The 24581-nt window shown below is 41.0% G+C and carries 19 protein-coding genes and 1 pseudogene; 8 read left to right on the top strand and 12 right to left on the bottom strand.

Annotation, left to right across the window (positions count from 1 at the left end; translation table 11 throughout):
* The first annotated feature begins 27 nt into the window (after positions 1 to 27).
* Complete coding sequence (locus tag QJ048_RS04395; protein ID WP_282333109.1) at positions 28 to 1962, top strand: foldase protein PrsA; 1935 nt, start codon at positions 28 to 30, stop codon at positions 1960 to 1962.
* Positions 1963 to 2047: 85 nt separating this feature from the next.
* On the opposite strand, the gene QJ048_RS04390 is transcribed toward QJ048_RS04395, so the two are convergent.
* On the bottom strand, positions 2048 to 2890 hold the full coding sequence (locus tag QJ048_RS04390; RefSeq protein ID WP_282333108.1) for a DUF4382 domain-containing protein: 843 nt from the start codon (positions 2888 to 2890) through the stop codon (positions 2048 to 2050).
* A 295-nt stretch (positions 2891 to 3185) separates the two neighbouring features.
* Between QJ048_RS04390 and QJ048_RS04385 the strand changes: the two genes are divergently transcribed.
* The 3 genes from QJ048_RS04385 (at position 3186) to QJ048_RS04375 (ending at position 6235) form a co-directional block, all read left to right on the top strand.
* The gene (locus QJ048_RS04385; protein WP_282333107.1) at positions 3186 to 3698 is read left to right on the top strand and encodes a hypothetical protein; all 513 of its coding nucleotides are present in this window, start codon (positions 3186 to 3188) and stop codon (positions 3696 to 3698) included.
* A 233-nt stretch (positions 3699 to 3931) separates the two neighbouring features.
* Entirely contained in the window at positions 3932 to 5311 is a 1380-nt protein-coding gene (locus QJ048_RS04380; RefSeq protein ID WP_282333106.1) for an OmpA family protein, read from the top strand.
* A 348-nt stretch (positions 5312 to 5659) separates the two neighbouring features.
* Positions 5660 to 6235, top strand: a complete 576-nt coding sequence (locus QJ048_RS04375; RefSeq protein ID WP_282333105.1) for a DUF1579 domain-containing protein — start codon at positions 5660 to 5662, stop codon at positions 6233 to 6235.
* A 97-nt stretch (positions 6236 to 6332) separates the two neighbouring features.
* Here the strand turns inward: QJ048_RS04375 and cysS are convergent, their stop codons facing one another.
* The gene (gene cysS, locus QJ048_RS04370) at positions 6333 to 7826 is read right to left on the bottom strand and encodes a cysteine--tRNA ligase (protein ID WP_282333104.1); all 1494 of its coding nucleotides are present in this window, start codon (positions 7824 to 7826) and stop codon (positions 6333 to 6335) included.
* Positions 7827 to 8165: 339 nt separating this feature from the next.
* Between cysS and rho the strand changes: the two genes are divergently transcribed.
* Entirely contained in the window at positions 8166 to 9851 is a 1686-nt protein-coding gene (gene rho, locus QJ048_RS04365; protein WP_282333103.1) for a transcription termination factor Rho, read from the top strand.
* 275 nt (positions 9852 to 10126) lie between these two features.
* A complete protein-coding gene (locus QJ048_RS04360; RefSeq protein ID WP_282333102.1) occupies positions 10127 to 10969 on the top strand; it encodes an FkbM family methyltransferase in 843 nt (280 codons plus the stop codon).
* A 97-nt stretch (positions 10970 to 11066) separates the two neighbouring features.
* On the opposite strand, the gene QJ048_RS04355 is transcribed toward QJ048_RS04360, so the two are convergent.
* The 5 genes from QJ048_RS04355 to lptB all read right to left on the bottom strand — a co-directional run bounded on the left by QJ048_RS04355 (position 11067) and on the right by lptB (position 16441).
* A complete protein-coding gene (locus tag QJ048_RS04355) occupies positions 11067 to 11294 on the bottom strand; it encodes a 4a-hydroxytetrahydrobiopterin dehydratase (protein WP_217790098.1) in 228 nt (75 codons plus the stop codon).
* 168 nt (positions 11295 to 11462) lie between these two features.
* The gene (locus tag QJ048_RS04350; protein WP_282333101.1) at positions 11463 to 11897 is read right to left on the bottom strand and encodes an IPExxxVDY family protein; all 435 of its coding nucleotides are present in this window, start codon (positions 11895 to 11897) and stop codon (positions 11463 to 11465) included.
* Positions 11898 to 12056: 159 nt separating this feature from the next.
* The gene (locus tag QJ048_RS04345) at positions 12057 to 13709 is read right to left on the bottom strand and encodes a M20/M25/M40 family metallo-hydrolase (protein WP_282333100.1); all 1653 of its coding nucleotides are present in this window, start codon (positions 13707 to 13709) and stop codon (positions 12057 to 12059) included.
* A 263-nt stretch (positions 13710 to 13972) separates the two neighbouring features.
* Entirely contained in the window at positions 13973 to 15496 is a 1524-nt protein-coding gene (locus tag QJ048_RS04340) for a GH3 auxin-responsive promoter family protein (protein ID WP_282333099.1), read from the bottom strand.
* A gap of 141 nt (positions 15497 to 15637) precedes the next feature.
* Positions 15638 to 16441: an LPS export ABC transporter ATP-binding protein gene (gene lptB, locus QJ048_RS04335; RefSeq protein ID WP_345774531.1), complete on the bottom strand. Its 804-nt coding sequence runs from the start codon at positions 16439 to 16441 to the stop codon at positions 15638 to 15640.
* Between the two features lie 283 nt (positions 16442 to 16724).
* Here lptB and QJ048_RS04330 point away from each other — a divergent pair, with 283 nt between their 5' ends.
* Entirely contained in the window at positions 16725 to 17678 is a 954-nt protein-coding gene (locus tag QJ048_RS04330; protein ID WP_282333098.1) for a methylenetetrahydrofolate reductase, read from the top strand.
* A gap of 135 nt (positions 17679 to 17813) precedes the next feature.
* On the opposite strand, the gene QJ048_RS04325 is transcribed toward QJ048_RS04330, so the two are convergent.
* The 5 genes and pseudogenes from QJ048_RS04325 to QJ048_RS04305 form a co-directional block, all read right to left on the bottom strand.
* Entirely contained in the window at positions 17814 to 18104 is a 291-nt protein-coding gene (locus QJ048_RS04325) for a PDDEXK nuclease domain-containing protein (RefSeq protein WP_282333097.1), read from the bottom strand.
* The gene (locus QJ048_RS04320) at positions 18097 to 18369 is read right to left on the bottom strand and encodes a PDDEXK nuclease domain-containing protein (RefSeq protein WP_282333127.1); all 273 of its coding nucleotides are present in this window, start codon (positions 18367 to 18369) and stop codon (positions 18097 to 18099) included. Before QJ048_RS04320 ends, QJ048_RS04325 begins: the two co-directional genes overlap by 8 nt.
* Before the next feature lie 99 nt (positions 18370 to 18468).
* Positions 18469 to 18849 (bottom strand): annotated as a pseudogene (locus QJ048_RS04315) (DUF1016 N-terminal domain-containing protein); the annotation flags it as partial.
* Between the two features lie 248 nt (positions 18850 to 19097).
* Entirely contained in the window at positions 19098 to 22466 is a 3369-nt protein-coding gene (locus QJ048_RS04310) for a methylmalonyl-CoA mutase family protein (protein WP_282333096.1), read from the bottom strand.
* 189 nt (positions 22467 to 22655) lie between these two features.
* Positions 22656 to 23588: a hypothetical protein gene (locus QJ048_RS04305; protein ID WP_282333095.1), complete on the bottom strand. Its 933-nt coding sequence runs from the start codon at positions 23586 to 23588 to the stop codon at positions 22656 to 22658.
* 146 nt (positions 23589 to 23734) lie between these two features.
* Here QJ048_RS04305 and QJ048_RS04300 point away from each other — a divergent pair, with 146 nt between their 5' ends.
* Positions 23735 to 24556, top strand: a complete 822-nt coding sequence (locus tag QJ048_RS04300) for a penicillin-binding transpeptidase domain-containing protein (RefSeq protein WP_282333094.1) — start codon at positions 23735 to 23737, stop codon at positions 24554 to 24556.
* The last annotated feature ends 25 nt before the right edge of the window (positions 24557 to 24581 follow it).

Here is a 24581-nt window from a genome sequence, read left to right as displayed (position 1 = left end):
CACAGTTAACTTTAACCTCATATCGATATGAACATAAAACCAGGATCCTTAATTGTAGCCCTTGCTTTAATGGCCGCCCAGAGCAGTTTTGGTCAAACTTTATTTACCTACGGAAAATATCCTGTAACAAAGAGCGAGTTCTTAACAGCGTTTAATAAAAACAATGTTGGCGGAACCCGCGATGAGAAGGCATTTCGCAATTACCTGGAGTTGTATACAAGATATAAACTGAAAGTGAGAGCTGCATACGATCAAAAACTTGATACGCTCAGCACTCAAAAAGCGGAATTGGAAAATTTCAGAACTCAGGTTGCGGGCAATTACCTTGTAGATGATGAAGCGATCCAAACCCTGGTTGATCAGGCATTTGAAAGGAGCCAGAAAGATATTCATCTCGCACACATTTTTATTCATTTCAACAGCCCGACCGATACGGCCGACGCCTATAAGCAAGCAACCGCGGCATATAAAGAGTTGCAATCGGGAAAAGATTTTGGAGCCGTTGCAGGCGCATATTCCAACGATCCCAATGTGGGTATAAATAAAGGTGACATAGGTTACATCACCGTTTTTACATTGCCATACAATCTTGAAAATCTTGCTTATTCACTTAAGCCGGGGAGTTTTTCAAAACCGTTGAAAGGAAAACAAGGATATCACATTTTCAAAAACCTGGGTGAGAGAAAAGCTATAGGTAATATTTCCGTTGCGCAAATTTTATTGACCTATCCTCCGCAAGCAACTCCGGAACAAAAATCAAAAATACAATTCACCATAGATTCAATCTATGCCGCTGCCGCTACAGGTGCGTCCTTTGATTCTCTTGCATTGAAATACAGCAACGATAATCAAAGCTATCAGGCAGGCGGACAGATACCGGAGTTTGGAGTAGGCAGATATGAACCTTTTTTCGAAGGAAAAGCGTTTTCATTGACAAGGAATGGTGAAGTAACAAAGCCCTTCGTAACGTCTTATGGCTATCACATTTTGAAAAGAATTTCTGCGACGCCGGTTCCATCAACTAAAACGCCCGCTTACATGGCTGACCTTAAGCAGCGTGTGGCAAGCGATATGAGGATGCAGGAAGCATCGAAATCTATGATGCAAAAAATATTGGTGCGCATCGGGTATAAACGTGCGCCGTTCAACAAAGGGCATTTGTGGCCATATGCAGACAGCGTACTTAAAAATGCCAACTTACCACAATATGCTGATCTCAATCCAAAGACAGTGTTGTTTTTCTTCGATAAAAGAAAATACACTTTGAACGACTGGAAGAATTATTTGCAAGCCATTAGAAACGTGGGCGATCTGGTAAACGGGAAATCGAAAGAAGAGTTGTTGCAGTCTTATGTAGAAGCAAGCGCAGAACAATATTACCGCAGCAATCTTGAGCGTTATAACAACGCATTTGCACATCAATTGGATGAATTTAAAAATGGCAATTTGTTGTTTGAATGCATGCAAAGAAATGTTTGGACAAAAGCAAACGATGATACTGCCGGCTTAAGAAAGTATTATACTAACAACTACAACAGATACTGGTGGCAGCCCGGCGCCGATGCGGTGTTTTTTAGCGGCAGCGATCAAAAAACGATCGGTGAGTTGTACAAAAAAATAGACTCAGATAGAACCAACTGGCGCAGTATTGCAAAAGAGTATGAAAACATTGTACAGGCAGATTCCGGAAGATTTGAATATGACCAGTTTCCGATCAGCGGCGTTGATAAATTGGGTGAAGGATTTGTTACTGCTCCTGTAAAAAACGCAACAGATAATAGTTACACGTTCCTGTATCTCATAAAAAAGCATAACACAAAAGATCCTCGAAACTTTGAAGATGCCCGCGGTTTTGCCTTAAATGATTATCAGAATTATTTAGAAGAAGAGTGGATCATTTCATTGAAAAAGAAATATCCCGTGAAGGTGAATCAATCGGTTTTGCAATCGTTGTGGAAATAAATACCAGGCCTGATGTAAAAAGCAAAACGCCTAACGCGGAAATAACTGGCGTTAGGCGTTTTGCTTTAGCGTTAAGCCTCTGCTATTATTGTTTTCTAAGAACAATTTTTTGAAGATCCAATTGCCCAACTTTTATATTGAGGTTGGTTATTGTTGTATCTCGATATCCATTCGATGCATTTACGTTCAACGAGTAGGTTCCCGGTGCCAGGCCTCTTACAAGGAAAACGCCGTCGCGATTAGGAAGTGCATACGCGGTATCCTTACTGTTATACACACTAATCACAGGAAATGCTGCCATGGGGCTTACAACTCCGCCAACCGCGCCTGTTGTTGATTTAACAAATACGTGAATAACGGGCTTTAAGAAAAAGTCATTACCAATCAGTACTACAGATCTTGCAACATCAAAGTCAAGCCACAAGCGTGATTTATTCTTTTCATATCTTTCCCACTCATTTCCTGTAAGCGTCAGATAAATATAAGGGTCTGTAATTTTAGCCAGGTGTAGTGGATATTTCACGCTGTCTTTAATCAAGCTGTTATTTGTTCCCAATTCAATTTTCACCAATACAACTTTTCCGTTAATAACATTTCCCTGAGCTAAAAGTGTGTCTGTTCCATTTCTTAGAGAGAGGAGGTTATACACCCCAGGTTTGATCGATAAAGTTTCCCACATCTGGCAGCCAGATGCAATACCTTGCCACAAAGAAGAATTGCCGCAGGTGTCTACCAGAACTTGCACAGATTTAATGTCAATAGAAACATTGTCAAAGAAACCAGGGCCATCCGTTAACATTAGAGATAGATTTTGTTTGCCGGCTGGGACAGTTTGTTCGTTGCCATCATTGTTTTTGGAACAAGCGATAAAAATAAGAGAGAAGAGGCCTATACATAAGGCTGCGCGGAGAATGGTTTGTCTTTTCATAAATAAATATTTATAGGTACTAAATTGTTAAATTCCTTAACGGTTCTAAAGACCGTGTAGTAAGAGAGAAGTTTAATGGGCGGGTAATATTTCTTTGTAAAGGAGTTGTTATTACAGATCAATTGTGGTGCCAATCTTCAGTCGGTGTCGAAACTGTGGTTGGATAAAAGAATCGTAGCCAATGAGTTTGAGAATCGTAAAAGTACGCGGGACTTGAAATCTTATTTCCTAACTTCTTATACAATCATATTTTAAGTATTAGAAACAATAATTATTTTATGGGCAAATGCTGCATATGACTGAAAACATTTCCCTGAAAAATAAATCTTATTTACATGTTAAGACCATCGCATGGGCGGGCCTGTTAGTAGGAACATTAGATATACTGGCGGCAGTAGTCAATTTTAAAATCGCCACCGGAAAAGATCCAGTCCTGATTTTTCAATATATCGCAAGTGCGGTTTTTGGCAAAGATGCTTACAACGGATCATTAATGCCGGTGCTTGGTTTGATATTTCACTTTATTATCGCGTATATTTTCACTATCATCTTCTTCTTTATTTACCCCAAACTGAAGTTGTACAAATACAACGCCGTCCTCACAGGCATTGCTTACGGTATTGTAATCTGGATTGTAATGAATGTGGCGGTTGTTCCGTTAAGCAGGATTGGTAAGTTCAGTTTTAAACTTTCCAACGTGCTTTTACAGGCATCTATTTTAATTGTAATGATAGGTATTCCATTGTCTTTTATATGTAAGTGTCATTATTTGAAGAGGGAGGCTATTTTGAAGCAGGAATATAAATAACAGAATTTCGTATATACTGTAACGTTACTTTATATATAGTTGTTAAAAAGAGTCCTTGTCTTTATTTATAAGGACAGGTTTTTTTTTTGAGAGTGATGCAACATTCTTTTTTCAAAGTTCATCTTTGCACTTGCCAATAGTCGTTTAGTTTATACTAGCGCTTAACCTATATGCATTTCAAAAGGTGCCCCGCCATTTATTTACCTAAAGCATTTTTTAATTAAATATTCTTTATGAAGAAAAAATTACTTCTGCTATTAGGCAGTGTTTGTGTATTCTCGTTTATGTCTCAGGCGCAGAAAATTGGCCGTTATACTGTTTATGGTGGTGTTCTCGGAGGAGGCAACTATTCACACTATGATTTCTGTGACAAACCTGATGATTTTGATAATGCGGGCAGATTTGGTTGGAACGCTGGTCTTTACTTTGGAGTTCCTGTAACAAAAACTTTTTCTATTGAACCACAGGTAATGTTTAATAGAGTGGGTGGTCAGTTCTTATACAAAGACAAAGTTGCAAATCCATTTAACGAAGATTATAGAGCTGATTATATCTCAGTTCCTGTTCTATTCAAGTTCAACGTCGGCAGAAATTTCGATGTTTTTGCCGGTCCTCAGTTTGACTTCTTAATGAAGGCGAGAGAGGTTAATTCCGGAGTAGATGTAAAAGGTGATATGAAGAATACTGACATCGCTGCAACTGGAGGTTTTGAGTTGTTTCCGAGAAGTCGCGTTACATTTTATGGTCGTTATTACCGCGGTTTTCAAAATGTTGCCGATGGTGGAACGCCAGCGTTTTATAACGAGGGTGTGCAAGCTGGTTTGAAAATCAAACTGTTTGGAAAACAAATTAAAGCAGCTCCAATTGTAGTGCCTGTTCCAATTAAGCCAACTGTTGTTGACTCCGACGGTGACGGCGTGCCTGACGATCAAGACAAATGTCCAAATGTACCGGGTCTTGCTAAATACAACGGTTGCCCGATTCCTGATTCAGATAATGATGGTGTAAACGACGAAGAAGACAGATGTCCAACCATTCCGGGCGTTGCTAAATACCATGGGTGCCCTGTGCCTGATAGCGATGGAGATGGCATTAATGATGAAGAAGACCAGTGTCCAACGATTCGAGGCGTTGCAAAATATCATGGATGTCCAATCCCCGATACAGATAATGACGGTGTAAATGATGAGGAAGATAAATGTCCTACAGTTCCAGGTACAAGAGAGAATCACGGTTGTCCTGAAATCAAAAAGGAGACTATTGCAAAAGTGCAGAAAGCAGCGAACAACATTTTCTTCCAGACTGGCAAAGCAGTGATTCTTGCAAAGTCAAATGCCCAGCTAAACGAAGTGGTAAAAGTCTTGAATGCAGACCCATCTCTTTATCTTGACATAAAAGGACACACTGATAACGTTGGTAAAGCTGAAGCCAATCAAAAACTTTCACAGCAAAGAGCAGATGCTGTGAAAGCATATATGGTGAAAAAAGGGATCAGTGTAGATCGCTTAACATCTGCAGGTTACGGTGACTCTCAGCCAATCGCACCAAACACAACAGCAGCGGGTCGTCAAAAAAATAGAAGAGTAGAAATGGTATTACAGAACTATAAATAAGTTTTTTCAGATCGACTTAAGGACAACAAAAAGCCACCGGAAAATTTTCCGGTGGCTTTTTGCTTACCGGAAATATCTTAAGAAATGAGTAGCGAGTCCCATACTCTTCCCGACAGCAATAATTGGCCATTGGCGGCAGGAAAAATCCTAAGAAATCTTGATAATCGTAAAACGCTGCGCTCCTTCTTTCTGCGCTCAATAACACTAAAATCATCCTCTTTCAGTTGACATCCATATTTCAATTTTGTATCTTGATACCTCTTCCGTTCAAGTGAATGCTGCTACAAATCTGATCGCCTTCCAAAAATCACTATCTAAAAAAGTTATTCAACACCTAAAACGCTTTTTATGAAACACTTGCCTTTAATGACTGCCTTCATATGTTTATGTATGGTTACTTATCACGGTTATTCACAGGATAACGATGCTGCTCAAAAAGCATGGATGGCCTATAAAACGCCCGGCGATATGCATAAAATGCTCGCATCCGATGTTGGCGAATGGAAAACAGAATCGACATCATGGATGGAACCCGGCGGAGCGCCTGCAAAGTCTACAGGATCCTGCACCAATAGGATGTTGCTCGATGGTCGTTTCCTTGAAACGCACCACACCTCCACAATGATGGGCATGCCTTTCGAAGGATGGGGCACCATTGGTTACGACAACTCAAAGAAAATGTTTGTAAGCAGCTGGATCGACAACTTTGGAACCAGCCTGATGTATATGGAAGGCACATGGGATGATGCTCAGAAAGCTATCGTTTCAAAAGGGAAATTTCCAGATCCTATGTCCGGTAAAGACACTGAAATGAAGGAAGTTTATAAGATAATTGATAACAACAGCAGAATAATGGAAATGTACGTGACGGGGCCTGATGGCAAGGATTTTAAAGTAATGGAATTAAAACACACGAGGAAGTAAAAGATCTGACAAGAATCTTCACGTGATAGAAATTGAATAACACGAAAAGAGCCGCAAAAAAATTGCAGCTCTTCGTGTTATTCAGCAATTCAATTATTTATTCGAAAGAATAACTCATATCGCCCCCCTTCTCATCTTTCAACAAAATACCCATTTCAAGGAGTTGATTTCTGATCTTATCCGATGTTGCATAGTCTTTCTTACCTCTCGCTTCTTTTCTCATTTCTATTAACAGTTGCATCACACCGTCCAATTTACCGTTGTTTGTTTCGTTTTCACTGCGCATGCCGAGGATGTCTTCGAGGTATGTTTTGAAGGAGCTCTTCAGCAATGCAAAGGTTGTTGCACTCATTGCATTTGCAGCAATGTGCTTGTCCTTAATGCCATTGATCACCGGTACCAGTTCAAACATATTTGCCAACACTTTCGCCGTGTTGAAATCATCATTCATGAACTCTTCAAATTCGCTGATCAGCTTTTTCACTTTCTCATCCAGCTCAGTGTCTGCAGGAGTTGCATTATCAGTTGCAGGAAGTTTTTGCAATGTTTCATAAGCCTCCCATAATCTCTTCAAACCTTTCTCGGCAGCCAGCAAGGCTTCGTTGCCAAAATCAAGTGTACTGCGATAATGTGTTTGTAATATGAAGAAACGAATGGTCATTGGGCTGTAACCTTTCTCCAGCAAAGGATGATCCCCGCTGAACATTTGCGTAAGCATAATCTGGTTATTGTAACTTTTGCCCATTTTTCTGCCATTGATCGTGATCATGTTGTTATGCAACCAATAACGAACAGGAGCGTGACCATTGCAAATAGTACTCTGCGCAATTTCACTTTCGTGGTGCGGAAACTGAAGGTCCATTCCGCCGCCGTGAATATCAAACTCGTGACCCAGATATTTTGTAGCCATGGCAGAGCACTCGATGTGCCACCCCGGGAAACCCTCACCCCAAGGGCTTTTCCAGCGCATAATGTGTTCTGGTGGTGCCGCTTTCCAGAGAGCAAAATCCTGCTTGTTTCTTTTCTCATCCTGGCCCTCTAGTTCACGTGTAGTTTCAAGAAGATCATCAATTTTTCTGCCACTTAGTTTGCCATACTCGTGTGTTTCGGCATATTTTTTTACGTCGAAATAAACAGAGCCATTTACCACGTAAGCGAAGCCATCTTCAATGATCTTTTCGATCATGTTGATCTGCTCAACAATGTGTCCTGTTGCCGTAGGCTCAATGTTTGGCTCGATGTTGTTGAATTGCAGCATGGCCCAATGGAAAAGGTTGGTATATTTTTGCACCAACTCCATTGGTTCAAGCTTTTCGATAACTGCTTTCTTGGAAATTTTATCTTCTGCTTCGCGGCCCTCTTCTTCAAAGTGACCCGCATCGGTTATGTTGCGCACGTAACGCACCTTGTTACCGAGATGCATAAGGTAACGGTAAATGATGTCGAACGTGATATATGGTCTCGCGTGACCAAGATGACTTTCGCCGCTAACAGTAGGCCCGCACACATACATGCCCACATGACCATCCACTATCGACTTGAAAACTTCTTTTTGACGCGTGTAAGAATTGAATACTTTTAACTGACTCATAATTTGGTAGAAATCCCGTTTAAGATTTGCAAAAATAATACTTAGTCCGGCTATTATTACAGAAGACTACAACACGCGAATTTGCTGATATATACGAGGGAAAACATCATAAAAATTGTAAACTGTGAACCAATCTTAAAACTTTTAAAGAATTTGACAAAATATTTTTTTCCCGTTGCCTTTTTGCGTATCATTGCAATGGAATATTATCTGATCAGGTCGATTTCCCTAGCTCACAAGCGCGTTCAGTCATAGTCATTCCGCTCAAAAAAAATTCATTTCAAACTTTCTAACAATCAAGGTTGGTTCATTTAAATCTGATTAACACACTAGTATTTTATGTACGACATTCTGCAATTGAACGACATGCTCGTTCCAGAGTTGCTTGATATTGCTGAGCAACTTAAAATCTCCAACGCAAAGAAATTGGAAAAACAAGACCTCATTTACAAAATCCTCGACAGCCAGGCTGTACAATCCACCGCAGGTAAACCTCAGGAAGATAAAGCTAAGCGCAAACGCATCGTAAAAACGACCACTGCCAACTCCACTGAAGAAGCAATAGTAGAAAACGAACCAGCAGAGGCGCCTAAACCCGCAGCAAAAGCAGAGCCTAAAAAGGCCGCTAAAAAAGAAGAAAAACCGGCTAAAAAGCTTTTGAAGAAAAAGGCAGAACCTGAAGAAATTGAACAATCTTCCCTGCCGTTACAAGATGATACTGATTTCGCTTCAATCGGTGATGACGATGACGACAACGATGAGCACAATCACAACATGCCAGAGGCAGTAGAAGAATCTGCAAGCGCAGATACAGCAGCAGGATCAGCTCAGGAAAACGCACGCCCGGTACATCATACCCGCAATTTTCAGCAACAACAACAGCGTCGCAACGATTATTTCAATATAGAATTTGATGGTATTATACAGGCAGAAGGTGTTTTGGAAATGATGCCCGATGGCTATGGTTTCTTAAGGTCTTCTGACTACAACTATCTTTCTTCTCCGGATGATATCTATGTATCTCCGTCTCAGATAAAATTATTCGGTTTAAAAACTGGTGATACTGTCACTGGTTCTGTAAGACCGCCGAAAGAAGGAGAGAAATATTTCGCTCTTTTAAAAGTAGAAAGCATCAACGGTAAAAGCCCTGAAGAAGTGCGTGACCGCGTGCCTTTCGATTATTTAACACCTCTTTTCCCTTACGAAAAATTAAATCTCTTTACTACTCCAAGCAATTACAGTACAAGGATCATCGACCTGTTTACGCCAATTGGTAAAGGACAGCGTGGATTGATCGTTGCACAACCTAAAACGGGTAAAACGGTATTGCTGAAAGAGATTGCGAACGCAATTGCACAAAACCATCCAGAGTGTTATTTGATGGTCGTGTTGATCGACGAACGTCCGGAAGAGGTAACAGATATGGAACGCAGCGTGAAAGCAGAAGTTATTGCTTCAACATTTGATGAGCCTGCTGAAAAACACGTAAAAGTTTCTACAGTGGCTTTGCAAAAAGCAAAACGCCTTGTAGAGTGCGGCCACGATGTAATTATCCTTCTTGATTCAATCACCCGTTTAGCACGTGCACACAATACAGTTGCGCCTGCAAGCGGTAAAGTATTGAGTGGTGGTGTGGAAGCTAATGCAATGCAAAAACCAAAACAATTCTTTGGTGCTGCACGTAAAATTGAAAACGGTGGTTCATTAACCATACTTGCAACTGCGCTGATCGATACTGGTAGCAAAATGGATGAGGTGATCTTTGAAGAGTTCAAAGGTACTGGTAACATGGAGCTTCAGCTGGATCGTCGTTTGGCGAACAGACGCGTTTTCCCTGCAATTGATCTTGTTTCATCTTCTACAAGACGTGATGATCTGTTGCTTGACAGAGAAGTATTGCAACGCATGAACTTACTCCGCGTGTTCCTTACAGACATGAATACCGAAGAGGCAATGAACGAATTGCTGAAACGTATGCGTGGCACAAAGAGCAACGAAGAGTTTTTGGCAAGCATGAACAGGTAAGAAGTCATTACTCAAAATATAAAACGCAGTTAACGATTGTTAGCTGCGTTTTTTTATTGGCCGGGAAATGTGAAGTTAGGTAAGAATCCCACGGCATAAGGTAGAACAGAAATTAAAGATCAGTTATTCAGTTACTCAGTTATTGCCACAAAGCGCTCCGCTTTTCGCCTTAAACCCAACTCCTTCAAGCTTTTCCAACATTATATTTAAAAAAAATCACACAACTCTCTATGACATGTAGTTATTAATGTTTTTATTTATAAAAAATTTCGCAAATGCAATTTGATGGTTTGATTTTCGATATTGGAATGTTTGATGGCATTGACACCCGGTACTTTTTGAAAAACAATTACAAAGTCATTGCGGTTGAGGCAGATCCCACACTTGTAAAAAAAGCATCTGAAACTTTTAAAGAAGCAATTGATAAGGACCAGCTTTCTATTTTAAACTTCGCATTGTCTGATCAGGATGATCAGGACCTTTCTTTCAATATCAGTGAGTATGCATTCTGGAATTCATTAAAACCAGAAGTTGCCGGCAGATTGGATACTTTCAAAGAATCGATCATTGTAAAGAGCCGCAAGCTTTCTACATTGTTTGCACAATATGGCGTTCCATTGTATTGCAAAGTAGATATTGAAGGGTTTGATGCAATATGCGTATCTACACTTGAAGGAACAAAGCTTCAGCCAAAATATATTTCCGTTGAAACAGAATGTATTGGAGAAAATGAAGTGCTTGATGAAGAAGGTATGCTTAAAACGCTTGACACACTAAAAGCAATCGGTTATAACCAGTTTAAACTTGTTGACCAAACAACGCTTGCTGTACTTGAACTGGATAAACTCTTCTATGGCGGCACGTGGGACAAACTAAACAGGTTGAAAAACAAATATTTTCACTACAACTTCATCCGAGATCATAAAAATGGTGTGAAGTACAATCTGTTTTACACGGGTGCATCAGGTGCCTTCGGTGAAAGCCTTGGTGGCAGTAAATGGTACAACTATGAAGAAGCAAAAAAACTATTGCTTCAACATCGCGAACAATATTTCAATCTCTACAAAAATCAGAATAAGAACTTTACTTTTTGGTGCGACTGGCACGCAAAACTGTAGGGGAATTGAAAATTGAAAGTTGAAAATTGAAAATGTTATTGTAGACGAAACTCTTCTCGAACAAAGGCGTTTTCAATTTTCAACTTTCAATTTTCAATTATAACGCGTCTATTTTGCTCGCCAATTTCCTATCCTTTTCTGTTACCACATTTCCAGCGTCGTGCGTGGAGAGCCAGATCTCAACTTCATTGTATACATTTTTCCACAGCGGATGGTGATCCATTTTTTCTGCTTCCAATGCAACTCTCGTCATGAAAGCAAAAGCCTGGGAAAAATCTTTGAATTTAAATTTCTTATACAGCTGGTTATCTTTTTCTTCCCACATAAGGCAAGTGTTTTAAAGTGATTGAATGTATGTTTAAATGCAAATCGTTTCAAGAATAATGCCTGACGCCCCGGTTCGTGTCCCCACGAACCGAAATAGAGACTCAAGCGCAGATGGTTCGTGAAGACATGAACCATGGCACGAATCTAATAACTATGAACTAACAACTTAAAAGATCAAATGCCCCTTATTCTTGATCTTCTCATTCGTAAGCTCTGTAACCAATTGTACAGCGTTAATTGCTTTGATGGAATTGATCACATTGTGCAATGTGGTGTCGTTTACAACATCGCCTTTCATCAGCCACAAAAAATCAAGATGCTTAAATTCCGGTAATAAATATTCGCCATCGTTTTGATTGTTGTACAAATAATGGCACAAAGCACTGTTTTGTTCACGATATTCAAAAACAGCGAAATAATATAGCCTTCCTTTTCTTGTAAGCGGAATCTCCACATCAGGATTCACTCGAAAGTTAAGCCTGAACAAATGATTGAGTTGCCAGCAAAACTGATATGATTTAACAGGCGCTACAATACCAAGCAGACGGGTATCTTCAAAGAAGTCCTCCGCCATTTCATCCATGTTAAGTTTTAATTTCATTATAGTGCCCGGATATCAATTTGAAAATTTGAAAATATGCCAATTTCCTGCCCGACTAGTCATTTCCGTCCGAATTATTATCCATGCAGGCAGGCGGGGAAAATTCTTTCTACGCAGCTTTCGTCAAAAAAAAAGTGACATCTGTGAGCAGAAAGATTCTTAAAAAGTAACCTCTGTGCTTATTTCCTTATCGCCTCGTTTATATTTCAATGGAGCTTTATCACCTTTCTTGTATTTGCCAAGTGCCTGCATGTAATTTTCTAGCGATAATACAGAATCAGCGCCCAGTTTTGTGATGACATCACCGGGCTGTAATCCTGCCTTTTGTGCAGGTCTTCCATCATGCACCCCATCTACTCTTACCCCATCTCCGTTGAAGCTATAGTCTGGCACAATTCCCAATGTAACACTGAATCTGGCGCTGGTAGAGGTTTGAGATTCTGTGGTTTTTGTAAAGGTAAGTTTCGCATCTTTATTTGTTGCTCCAATAACGTTGTAGATATATTTTACAATGAAAAATTCTCCATCATAGTTGATCTTATCAAAATCATCTGAAGGTTTGTGATAATCGCTGTGCAAGCCTGTAAAGAAAAACAACACAGGAATATCTTTTCTGTAAAATGAAGTGTGATCGCTTGGGCCAGCACCGCTTGAATCATATTTCACAGTGAAGTATTTACTGTCATTCGCCGAAGTTAAATACTTGCTCCATGAAGGAGATGTGCCATAACCGCCGATCATCAAAGCTTTGTTGCTATCGTTCAATCTGCCTACCATATCAAGATTGATCATGTAGTTAATAGAAGAAAGATCAACAGTTGGATGTTCCGTAAAATATTTTGAGCCCAGCAATCCAAGCTCTTCTCCGGAGAAAGCGATAAACAAATAATTATTGTTTTTAAATTTCGCAGCTTTTAACATTCTCGCTAATTCAATAACAGCAGCAATGCCACTTGCATTATCATCTGCGCCGTTATAAATTTCATTAGTGTTAGATGAAGAACCTAAAGTGTTTCCATCTTCACCACGACCGAGATGATCCAGGTGCGCACCAATAATAATCGTTTGCTTGGCGCCGTTATCAGCATATCCGATTACATTGTGAGCTGTACGTTTATTATCAACAAATGCAACTTTAAGATCAATGTCGATTGTAGCAGACTCATCAGCAAAGTATTTGCCTGACACATTTTTGTTTACATATACCACCGGTATTGGCAGCGTCGTACCTTTTGCCTTTGGCTCAAAAGAAAGTCCATCATCGTATGTCGAGGTATTGTAAACAAATAGTGCCGTTGCGCCTTTCTTCGCGTAATCCTTCGAAATTTTTTCAACGAATCCCCACACATCAAAATGCGGATCGTTTGCGCTTGTGGTTAATATTTCCTTGAGATCTAAGAACCACGGAACGCCCTTTTCACGAAGTGCGATGGATGCCTCTTCTTTCACTGATTTTTCCGGGGAAATGGGAAATGGAAAGAAACTATTCGAATTAATAGTTTCACCATCGAAGGTTAATGTACTGGAACTATATTCTTTGCCGTCGTAAATCTCAAAATTCTGCAACCAGGAATTGTTATCTCCCTTTGCCTGCAAACCTATCAACTTAAATTGTTCAGAAACATAATCATCGGCGAGCTTCTCACCCTTGCTGCCACTTAGGCGACCTTCGAGATCATCATTTGATAAAAAACGAACGTGCTTTTGCAGATTGTCTACAACTGGCTTGTCATTTTTTTTGATCTTTTGGGCAAATGAACCAGGAAAAGAAAGCACGGCGGGCAACATTAATACCCATAAAGGTGAACGCATAGATGATTATTTCGAGGTACAAAGTTAAACAGGCAAAAACTATTCCCGTTTATTTTTTAGAGAGCATACAGATGACGCTGATTAGCCAGATGAACACAGATTTTTTAGTGTTGGTCGATTATTCCTCTGTTAATGTCAGGCATTATTAGGTGAACTGTTAACAACCGGTTGCGTCGCTGCTTCGTTGCGGCCGCGGCGTGCAACAAACTGAATCTTTTCGAACTTTGTTGTTCCCTTTGCGCCTTTGCGTGAAATATAGATGATTATTGAAATTGTGCGGTAAGAAACAAGCTTTTAATTTCTTCGAGAGTTTTTCGTTCGTTGCTTAGTCTTGGAATTTTGTGTTGACCGCCTAGTTTGCTTTTGTGTTGCAGCCATTGTGTAAACACGCCTTTTGGTAGCGAATGAACCAACGGCATACGCAGCGCGATGTCTTTGTGGCGTTTCGCTTCGTAGTCGCTATTAATGTTTTTGAGGGCGTTGTCAAGTTCGTAGGTAAACTGTTTGATGTCCGCAGGTACTTGATCAAATTCGATGAGCCATTCATGAGCACCGTTATTTTGTTCGCTGAAATAAACGGGCGCCGCAGTATAATCATTCACAATCGCACTTGTTCGTTCTGAAGCTATACTAATTGCTTTGTCTGCGTTTTCTACAATTACCTCTTCGCCAAAAGCATTCATGTAGTGTTTTAATCTGCCGGTTACTTTTATTTTATATGGATTAAGCGAAGTAAACTGAATTGTGTCGCCAACGATGTATCGCCACAGGCCGCCATTTGTAGTAATGATCATGGCATAGTGAACACCCTTCTGAACCTTATTCAAACCAATCGTTTTAGGGAACGCTTTGCCGTATTCTTCCAGTGGCATGAATTCATAGAAAATACCATGCTGGGTAAAAAGCAACATTCCTTCCTCATTAGGATTATCCTGAGCGGCAAAGAAGCCTTCACTGGCATTATACATTTCAAGATAATTGATATCGCCACCAATTATTTTTTGGAACTGTTCTTTATATGGAACGAATGAAACGCCGCCATGAATGTATAATTCAAGGTTTGGCCAAACATCTTTAATGCAGCTTCTGCCAGTTATTTCGAGAATGCGTTTGAAAAGAACCAGCGTCCATGTAGGTACACCGGAAATAGAGGTGACGTTTTCAGGAATAGTATTCGCAGCGAGCTGTTCTATTTTGTTTTCCCACTCGTCCATCAATGCGATGGAGAGTTCGGGAGTACGCAGCCAATGCCCCCAGAAAGGAGAATTCTGCAAAAGAACCGCACTAAGGTCTCCAAAGCTCACTTCATCATTTATCTGGTTCACCTGGTGACTGCCGCCAACTACAAGTCCTTTTCCTGTAAGCAAGTCTGACTCTGGATTGAATTTGTAATACATGGTCAGCACATCCTTCGCACCCTGGTAATGTGTTTCCATAAGGCTCTCTTCACTCACGGGTATAAACTTGCTTTTATCGCTCGTTGTACCGCTGCTTTTAGCGAACCATTTTACAGGGGTGTTCCAGAGTAAATTTTGTTCACCATCCATCATGCGCTGGATATAGGGCTTCAAATCGTTATACTCATGTACGGGAACTGTATGTTTAAACTGACGAATGTTGAAAAGCTGATCGAAGCTGTATTTGCGGCCAAATTCTGTGTATTGAGCCGCAGTTATCAAATGCTGCAATACCTCCCGCTGGGCCAGAATCGGATTTTCGGTCCACTCCTGTACCTGCCACAAGCGAAGCCGTGCTAACCGTGATATGGCCGGAGAAAGAATTTTCATATATGTATACTCGCAATTTAAGAAATTGACGGCAGAGATGCAGCAATTATTGTACAGAAAATATATGTGTAGAGCCAAGACACTGCCTTGGCTTATCGTTTTCATTTTAGCCAAGGCAGTGCCTTGGCTCTACGGAATTCGTTATTGTTCGGTGCTTTCTTCCAAGTGTGGAAAATCGCCAATGCCCTTCATAACTTCTTCATGTAAATAATCTTTACGGCGAAGTTCGAAATTACGACCAAGATAAAGTCTTCTTACCTGCTCGTCTTCGGCTAGTTGTTCTGCGGTGCCGTGTTTGAAGATCTTACCATCGATCAGCAAATAAGCGCGGTCGCAGATAGAAAGGGTTTCATTTACGTTGTGGTCGGTAATAAGAATACCGATATTTTTATATTTCAGGCGTGCAACTACTGTTTGAATGTCCTCTACCGCTATAGGGTCAACACCGGCAAAAGGTTCATCTAGTAAAATAAATTTCGGGTCTACGGCAAGGGCCCGTGCAATTTCGGTACGTCTTCTTTCACCACCGCTAAGGCTGTCGCCATTATTTTTACGAACGTGGTGCAGGCGAAACTCATCCAGCAGGTCTTCAAGCTTTTGCTTTTGCTGTTGTTTGGAAAGTTTTGTCATTTCCAGCACCGCTTTAATATTGTCTTCTACAGTCAGCTTACGAAAAACGGACGCCTCTTGTGGAAGATAGCCAATGCCCAGCTGGGCACGTTTGTACATTGGCAGTTTTGTAATATCATCCTCGTTAAGGAAAACCTTGCCCTCATCTGGCTTGATCAAACCCACCACCATGTAAAAGGTAGTTGTTTTACCGGCACCATTTGGACCCAGCAGACCCACAATTTCACCCTGCTCCACATTCACAGATACGTGATTTACAACGGTACGGCTGCTATAAGTTTTAACTAACTCGTTGGTATGTATTTTTAAACTCAATTACTAAAGCTTTGGCGCAAAAATACCGGAAGTAATCAAAACGGGGAAATATGAAAATGTGAAAGTTGGGAAGATTATTCGTCAAATAGGTGTTGGATGTACGGGGTACAATGTACTAATTCCCTGTATTTCGGACATCGTACCGCCGCACATCTAACATACACTTCATTTTGTTTTCTAACTTTCGCGAACTATGTTTGCGGGATATTTTAAAAAAAGTTTCATAAAGCCTTAAAGAACGCCAACGTAGTAATTACTGCTTTCGCGAAATATAATACATAAGATGAAAGTTATTGATCACATCAACCAGGCAAAAGACACACTGGTTTCTTTTGAAATTTTGCCTCCTCTGAAAGGAAAAGACATCAGCGCTATATATAACCATCTTGACCCTCTGATGGAATTTAAGCCTTCGTTTATCAACGTTACCTATCACCGTAGCGAAACGATGTTTAAGAAAAAGATCGATGGCACCTTCGAGCAGGTAGAAGTAAGAAAAAGACCGGGAACGGTTGGTATTTGCGCCGCAATTATGAACTACTACAAAGTTGACGCAGTTCCACACCTTATTTGCGGCGGTTTCGGTAAAAGAGAGACCGAAGATGCATTGATCGATCTTAACTTTTTGGGTATCGATAACGTACTCGTTCTGCGTGGCGACGCTGCAAAGAATGAAGCTTTTTTCGAACCTCATCCGCATGGCCATCGCTATGCGATCGATTTATTGAAACAAGTTGGCAATCTGAACCACGGTATTTACCTGGAAGAAGATATTACCAATGGTGGTAAAACAAACTTTTGTATGGGTGTTGCGGGCTATCCTGAGAAACACTTCGAATCGCCAAACCTTTCTACTGACATGGCTTACCTGAAAGCTAAGGTTGAAGCAGGTGCAGAATATATCATGACGCAAATGTTTTTCGATAACCAGAAATACTGCGACTTCGTAAAACTTTGCCGCGAGAATGGCATTACAGTTCCAATCATTCCGGGATTGAAGCCAATCACGAACAAAAAGCAGCTAAATATTCTTCCTAAAATATTCCATGTTGATATTCCTACTGATCTGTCAAACGCTATCATGAAGGCAAAAACCGATGAGGAAGTAGAAATCATTGGAACAGAATGGTTGATCCAGCAAAGCAGGGAATTGAAACAATTTGGTGTGCCAGTGTTGCACTATTACACACTTGGCAAGCCTAAGGTGATTCAGAATGTAGTGAAAGAAGTGATGTAGAATTTGAAAATTTGAGAATTTGAAAATGGGGATTCGAGAGTTTTGAAGAGTCCTTACATAACATAAAACGAAGAAGGGAATGAGTTTGATTCATTCCCTTCTTCGTTTTATGTCAGATTAAAGAGTGCCGATGTCCTAAAGTCCATCATTTCCCCTTTTAAGTTTTATCATCAATTTCTCACGTTCGATTTCTGTTCGCAGTTCTTCTTCTGTAGGCAGATAAGGCATGTACTTGGCTGCGAAAAGTTGTTTGTTTTCTTTTAAGACCGAATATTTGGCAATCGTTTTATCTGTTTCCGTACAAAGTAAAATTCCAATGCTCGGGTTGTCGTCCTTGCCCTTTTGGAGATCATCGTACATACGCACGTACATATCCAATTGTCCTACATCCTGGTGGCTCATTTTGTCTGTTTTCAGGTCAATCAATACAAAACATTTCAGGATGTAATTGTAAAAAAACAAGATCAATATAAAAGTCTGATGTTTCGGTGCGTATTAATTGTTGTTTTGCCACGAAGGCAAACCCTTTACCTAATTCAAGCATGAAGTTTTGGATGTTGTTCAGCAACTGCTGTTCCAATAAAGCCTCCGTATGACCCAGGTTGTTCGGCAGATTTAAAAACTCCAATACAAGCGGATTTTTTATGAACTCATATTTGTCGTTTTGAAGCTCTTTTGTTTCTTCAAGCATTTCGCTTACGACAGGCTCTTTTGCTTGAGAAGAAAGCAGACGTTGATAATAGAGTGTAGAAATGTTGCGATCGAGAGTGCGAATGGACCAGTTTCGTTCGGCCGCTTCTTTGAGATAATAGTTTCTTGCCTGTGGATCAGAAACACGAATGATCCGTTGAATTTGCGACCAATTCAGTAAACGAAACCAATCAGGAAAATCGCTGTATGAAGATTCCGCGAACACTGTTCGATGAATTGTAATTGATTCATTATCATGATTTTGTAATTGTGCGAACGGCGTTCGCACAATCTCAGGAGAAAACAACAGATAAAACTGCCGATATTGAAAAATGCTTCTTTTCGAAAATCCTTTTCCAAATTCCTGACTAAGTTCCTGCGCTAAGTTTTCAACTATTTCCTTGCCATAGTCTGCACGAGCTTAGCCCTTTTGTTCTTCTTCAACAATACGCTTGCCTATCTGCCAGTAGGCTTCCACCATAGTTGTATTAATAACTGCGTATGCTTTTGTTCTTGCTTCGGATAGAATGCGTTTAATCTCCGCGATGTAATTAACTCCCATTGCCATTTCAGAATTTTAAATTTGAATTTGCTTTGTTGTTGAGGTTTCTATTTGGTCAATAGTATTCCTAACACTAAATGGGAGTATGAGAATCCCTCACAGCACTGTGAGGGATTTGTAAAAGCATCTAAAATTAAGTCTTGAAGATTAATTGTATCTGGTGATAATTACATACTGCGTCTGTACTGCCCACCAACTTCATACAATGCATGCGTAATCTGTCCAAGTGAGCAATACTTCACTGTTTCCATCAACTCGTTAAACAAATTACCATTCACGATCGCAACAGATTTCAATTTGTTCAAAGCATCTGCGGATTTGCTCTCATTGCGTTTCCAAAACGCTTGCAGGTTTTGAATTTGTTGCTCTTTTTCTTCCGTAGTACTGCGGATCACTTCGTTTGGAATTACGGTTGGGCTTCCTTTCTTATTGAGGAAAGTATTTACACCCACAATAGGAAACTCTCCTGTATGTTTAAGCATTTCGTAATGCAGACTTTCTTCCTGAATTTTATTTCGCTGATACATTCTTTCCATCGCGCCGAGAACACCGCCGCGTTCTGTAATGCGGTCGAACTCAGCCAGCACAGCTTCTTCCACCAAATCGGTTAGCTCTTCAATCGCAAAACTTCCTTGCGTAAAGTTTTCCGTTTTTGCAGTACCCAATTCACGGTTAATGATCAGCTGAATAGCCATTGCGCGACGAACACTTTCTTCAGTTGGAGTGGTGATCGCTTCATCGTATGCATTTGTGTGGAGACTATTGCAGTTGTCGTAAATAGCGTACAATGCTTGCAATGTTGTGCGGATATCATTAAAATCAATTTCTTGCGCATGCAAACTTCTGCCGCTTGTTTGAATATGATATTTCAGTTTTTGCGAGCGGTCGTTACCATTATATTTCAACTTCATGGCTTTTGCCCAAATCCTTCTTGCCACACGTCCAATCACGCTGTATTCTGGGTCCATGCCGTTACTAAAGAAGAATGATAGGTTTGGTGCAAAATCATCTATGTGCATGCCGCGGCTAAGGTAGTATTCTACATAAGTAAAACCATTCGACAGGGTAAACGCAAGCTGTGTAATAGGATTGGCACCAGCTTCTGCAATGTGATAACCGCTTATGCTCACACTGTAAAAGTTGCGCACTTTTTCTTTGATAAAATATTCCTGCACATCTCCCATTAACTTCAAAGCAAACTCTGTAGAGAAAATGCAAGTGTTTTGCGCCTGGTCCTCTTTTAAAATATCTGCCTGTACAGTTCCGCGAACGCTGGATAATGCATTCGCCTTGATTTTTTCATACACATCTTTCGGCAACACTTCATCGCCACTTAAACCCAGCAATTGCAAGCCTAAACCATTGTTGCCGTCGGGCAATCTTTCAGGCGCTGATGGGTTATAGTATAATGGCTTAGAAGCACGTGCATATTTCTTTTTAAATGCTTCTTCCGCCAGTGACCATTGATTATTTTCTGTCAGCCATTTTTCACACTGCTGATCGATGGCCGCATTCATAAAGAATGCAAGCAGCATTGGTGCGGGGCCATTGATGGTCATGCTTACAGAAGTTTTTGGATCGCAAAGATCAAAACCGCTGTATAGTTTTTTAGCATCGTCAACTGTTGCGATGCTTACGCCGGAGTTACCCACTTTACCATAAATGTCCGGACGGTGATCTGGGTCTTCACCATACAAGGTTACGCTGTCGAATGCCGTGGACAAACGCTTTGCAGGTTGCTCCAAAGAAACATAGTGGAAGCGTTTGTTGGTTCTTTCCGGGCCACCTTCACCTGCAAACATTCTTGTAGGATCCTCGCCGGTACGTTTTAATTCAAACACACCTGCAGTGTATGGAAACTCGCCCGGAACATTTTCCTGCAGTTGCCATTGCAGAATATCACCCCAGTCTTTGTATTTAGGTAAAACAACCTTCGGAATTCTAGTACCACTAAGGGATGTGCTTGTAAGGTCTTGTTTGATCACTTTGTCACGCACCTGGTACTCGAAAAAATCAGCTTCGTATTTTTTCTGCAAAATCGGCCATTGCTCCACCAGCTTTTTATTTTCAAGAGAAAGTTTATCGTTCAATTGTTGTTGCAATTTTTGAAGACTTTGTTTTTCGCCTTCGGCAAATTTCATCACGCCGTCCAACTGGTACAACTTAGTTGCCACTTCACTTTGCTCGATCACCCATTTGTCGTAACCCCTGTTGGATTCAGATATTTCTGACAAATAACGAACACGTTTTGCAGGAATAACCTGTGATTTATTTGTGGTGTCAGATGTATGCTGATGCAATTCTATTTTGCCAAAAGCTACACCGCTTTTCTTCTCGATTACGGTGATCAGTTTTTCAAACAACTCATTAATGCCTGCATCATTGAATTGCGAAGCGATGGTTCCCACAACAGGAATGTCAGCGTCTTTTGCGGTAAACAGACCGTGGTTGCGTTTGTATTGTTTACGAACATCCTGCAATGCGTCCAATGCGCCTGCCTTATCAAATTTGTTGATGGCAATAACATCAGCATAATCCAGCATGTTGATCTTTTCCAATTGAGATGCAGCGCCATATTCAGGCGTCATCACATACAAACTGGCATTGCAATAATCAAGAATGGAGGCATCGCTCTGACCAACACCAGCACTTTCCAGGATAACCAGATCGTAACTTGCGTTCTTTACAACATTCAATGCTTCTTCTACATAAGCGCTCAGCGCCACATCACTATCGCGTGTAGCCAGCGAGCGCATATATGCACGTGGCGAGCTGATGCTATTCATGCGAATGCGGTCGCCTAACAGTGCACCACCAGTCTTTTTCTTGGAGGGGTCAACGGAAATAACAGCAATCGTTTTATCGTGAAATGCGTTCAAAAATCTACGTACGATCTCATCCGTTACAGATGATTTTCCTGCGCCGCCCGTTCCCGTAATACCCAAGACAGGATAACCAGCGGCAACTTCTTGTTTTTCGAATGGTTCACCGGCTTCGGCCAGTGTTATATTTCGTGCAATTCTTCTAATGTCCTTCTTTTCACCCAAAGGCAATTTGCCATTCCATTTTGCAGCGGCCTTCCAATAGTCAGATTGTTTTTCAGAGCCGTTTTCCGGATTGCTTTTTTGCAAAAGGTCCTCAATCATTCCTTCGAGCCCCATGTGTCTGCCATCATCGGGGCTGTAAATGCGGGTAATACCGTAATTGTGTAATTCACGGATTTCTTCCGGCAGAATAGTTCCACCACCGCCGCCAAATATTTTAATGTGTCCACAACCGTTTTGATCCAGCAGATCTTTCATGTATTTGAAAAACTCCACGTGGCCGCCCTGGTAGCTCGTAATGGCAATGCCGTGCGCATCCTCTTCAATAGCTGCTTCTACAATTTCGTGTACACTTCTGTTATGTCCAAGGTGAATGATCTCAGCGCCCTTGCTTTGCAAAATGCGTCGCATAATGTTGATCGCTGCATCATGTCCGTCGAACAAACTGGCCGCAGTAACAATTCTGATCTTTTGATTTGGAGTATTTGCCATATAAAAAAGCCGATAACTTATTTTTAAAAACTAACAATTGTTAGCAAAAATAAGGTATCGGCTTTATTTCGCGCAAGGATTTTATTTCAGTGATTTCACGCAAAGACGCAAAGGATGCGGAATGAGGCAGAATCTAAAATAGAAAAAGATCAGTGAAAATCCGTCTAATCCGTGTCATCCGTGTGCCAGTTATTTGATTGTCGGTATCATGCCTCTAATTCCCATATCCACTAAATTCTCACCCTTTGACGGTTCCCACATCCCATCTTTTATCACTTCCTGCCACTCGAAGCTATTGTTTGTGGAGAAGGAAAGTTCAACTATGATGTCTTTTGTTTCTTTGCCGGTTATGGTCAGTTTGCCTGGCGCGAACGCAGCAGTTACAACGCAACTTCCCGCCGGAATCGGTGACGTAGCGAAGATGGGATTTACAACAGTTGTTGTTCCCGCAGATTGCCCCGTTGTCGTTCCTCCAACAGTATAGCCAAGTGCTGAAATTACTGTTTCAAAGCCCCAGAAACCTTGCTTTTTATTTGCGTTTACAGCTAGCGTGGAATCTTTGATCTTGAAGTTTTTGATGTAAGTATTGTAGCCTATGAAACCGGCCAGTGTGCCCTGTACATTCTGCTTTATTGGAATACCTTTGATGGTTGTATCTACGTGGAAGTATGCAGTAGCATTTTGATACGCCAGAGAAACACGGATCCACTCGTAAGTGCCGATCCGAATGTTTTTGATTGGCGCGGTATAGAAGACCTGTCCATCCCCAGCTTTTGCAGCCTTGTCGAAATCGATGGCAGATTCACCGCCTGCTGAAGTTTCATCAGCTTTATATAAAATGGCGCCCTTTCCCAAAGCAGTTAATGCATTGGGTGTCAGCTCGATATAATGTGCGCTCATGGAGTTGATTATAGGGCTCTGCGCAGCATGATCCGAAGAAACAGAAACAGGTTGGCCCACATTGTTGAGACGTGCCTGAGCAGAGTCAAACTTAAATTTGAATATAATGTTTGCGGCCGAATTATTTACCGTGTCGCTTCCGTTACCGGCAGTGACATCGGATTTTTGGCAAGAGGTAAAACCTGCTGCAGCGAAAGCGGCCACTATCCAAAGATTTTTCATGTTGTATTGTTTGATTTGTCTAATGCTACCGAATAAACTCGGGCCGGTGTTTTTCAATAACGTTTATCCGGGAAAATAATTGTCGCGACTTTCTTTGCAAGAAAAGTGTCGTTTCGCGCTACATTTGCGCTTCAATTGTACATCTCATGAAACTTTTTGCTTATTTATTGGTGGCCTCATCCATTTTTTTCGGCGCCTGCTCCTCTAATAATGTTACAAACGACGACAGCCTGAAGAAGTATTTCGATGAAAATAATGTAACCGGAAGCTTCGGTTTGTTCGACAACGGGCAGGGCCATTTTACCATATATAACCGCAAAACTTTTCGCGACAGCGCTTACTTGCCGGCAAGCACGTTCAAAATTGTAAACTCGCTTATAGGAATCGAGATAGGTCGTGTAAAAGACGACAGCACTGTAATAAAATGGGACGGTGTAGTAAGGTCAAACCCGCAGTGGAACCAGGATTTGAGCATGTACAATGCGTTCCGTCTTTCATGTGTGCCATGGTTCCAGGAACTGGCGAGGAGGATAGGAAAAGATACCATGCAGCATTGGATCGATACTTTGGGTTATGGACGTCGGTACACAAAACCAGTGATCAACAAGATTGATACTTTCTGGCTGGATAACTCCGTAAAGGTTACTCCTGATGAGCAATTGGGTCTTGTGAAAAAGTTATACTTTGATCAACTTCCTTTCCAAAAAAGAACACAGCGTATTGTGCGCAGCATGATGCTGATGGAAAGCAACGCCAACTACGAGTTAAGTTATAAAACCGGATGGGGATACACGGAAGACGGAAGATCAATCGGCTGGATCGTTGGCTGGATCGAAGAAAACAAACATCCTTACTTTTTTGTGTTGCAAATTGCCTCTACCGGCAAACCTCTCGACGTTTCTGCCGTTCGCATCAAAATGCTGAAAGATATTTTGGCCCAGTATGGGTTTATGAAGGGAAAGAAGTAGGAGACTTATCATTGTTTAAGAAATA

Origin of the sequence: Pinibacter soli, assembly GCF_029961145.1 — a bacterium.
In the GTDB taxonomy this organism is placed as follows: Bacteria; Bacteroidota; Bacteroidia; order Chitinophagales; family Chitinophagaceae; genus Pinibacter; species Pinibacter soli.
This window is presented reverse-complemented; position numbering and strand designations above follow the sequence as displayed.

What these genes read in the sequence shown, in the direction of transcription:
- QJ048_RS04395 (WP_282333109.1), top strand. Translation starts at nt 28, where the DNA reads ATGAACATAAAACCAGGATCCTTAATTGTAGCCCTTGCTTTAATGGCC.
- QJ048_RS04390 (WP_282333108.1), bottom strand. Translation starts at nt 2,890, where the DNA reads ATGAAAAGACAAACCATTCTCCGCGCAGCCTTATGTATAGGCCTCTTC.
- QJ048_RS04385 (WP_282333107.1), top strand. Translation starts at nt 3,186, where the DNA reads ATGACTGAAAACATTTCCCTGAAAAATAAATCTTATTTACATGTTAAG.
- QJ048_RS04380 (WP_282333106.1), top strand. Translation starts at nt 3,932, where the DNA reads ATGAAGAAAAAATTACTTCTGCTATTAGGCAGTGTTTGTGTATTCTCG.
- QJ048_RS04375 (WP_282333105.1), top strand. Translation starts at nt 5,660, where the DNA reads ATGAAACACTTGCCTTTAATGACTGCCTTCATATGTTTATGTATGGTT.
- cysS (WP_282333104.1), bottom strand. Translation starts at nt 7,826, where the DNA reads ATGAGTCAGTTAAAAGTATTCAATTCTTACACGCGTCAAAAAGAAGTT.
- rho (WP_282333103.1), top strand. Translation starts at nt 8,166, where the DNA reads ATGTACGACATTCTGCAATTGAACGACATGCTCGTTCCAGAGTTGCTT.
- QJ048_RS04360 (WP_282333102.1), top strand. Translation starts at nt 10,127, where the DNA reads ATGCAATTTGATGGTTTGATTTTCGATATTGGAATGTTTGATGGCATT.
- QJ048_RS04355 (WP_217790098.1), bottom strand. Translation starts at nt 11,294, where the DNA reads ATGTGGGAAGAAAAAGATAACCAGCTGTATAAGAAATTTAAATTCAAA.
- QJ048_RS04350 (WP_282333101.1), bottom strand. Translation starts at nt 11,897, where the DNA reads ATGAAATTAAAACTTAACATGGATGAAATGGCGGAGGACTTCTTTGAA.
- QJ048_RS04345 (WP_282333100.1), bottom strand. Translation starts at nt 13,709, where the DNA reads ATGCGTTCACCTTTATGGGTATTAATGTTGCCCGCCGTGCTTTCTTTT.
- QJ048_RS04340 (WP_282333099.1), bottom strand. Translation starts at nt 15,496, where the DNA reads ATGAAAATTCTTTCTCCGGCCATATCACGGTTAGCACGGCTTCGCTTG.
- QJ048_RS04330 (WP_282333098.1), top strand. Translation starts at nt 16,725, where the DNA reads ATGAAAGTTATTGATCACATCAACCAGGCAAAAGACACACTGGTTTCT.
- QJ048_RS04320 (WP_282333127.1), bottom strand. Translation starts at nt 18,369, where the DNA reads ATGCTTGAAGAAACAAAAGAGCTTCAAAACGACAAATATGAGTTCATA.
- QJ048_RS04310 (WP_282333096.1), bottom strand. Translation starts at nt 22,466, where the DNA reads ATGGCAAATACTCCAAATCAAAAGATCAGAATTGTTACTGCGGCCAGT.
- QJ048_RS04305 (WP_282333095.1), bottom strand. Translation starts at nt 23,588, where the DNA reads ATGAAAAATCTTTGGATAGTGGCCGCTTTCGCTGCAGCAGGTTTTACC.
- QJ048_RS04300 (WP_282333094.1), top strand. Translation starts at nt 23,735, where the DNA reads ATGAAACTTTTTGCTTATTTATTGGTGGCCTCATCCATTTTTTTCGGC.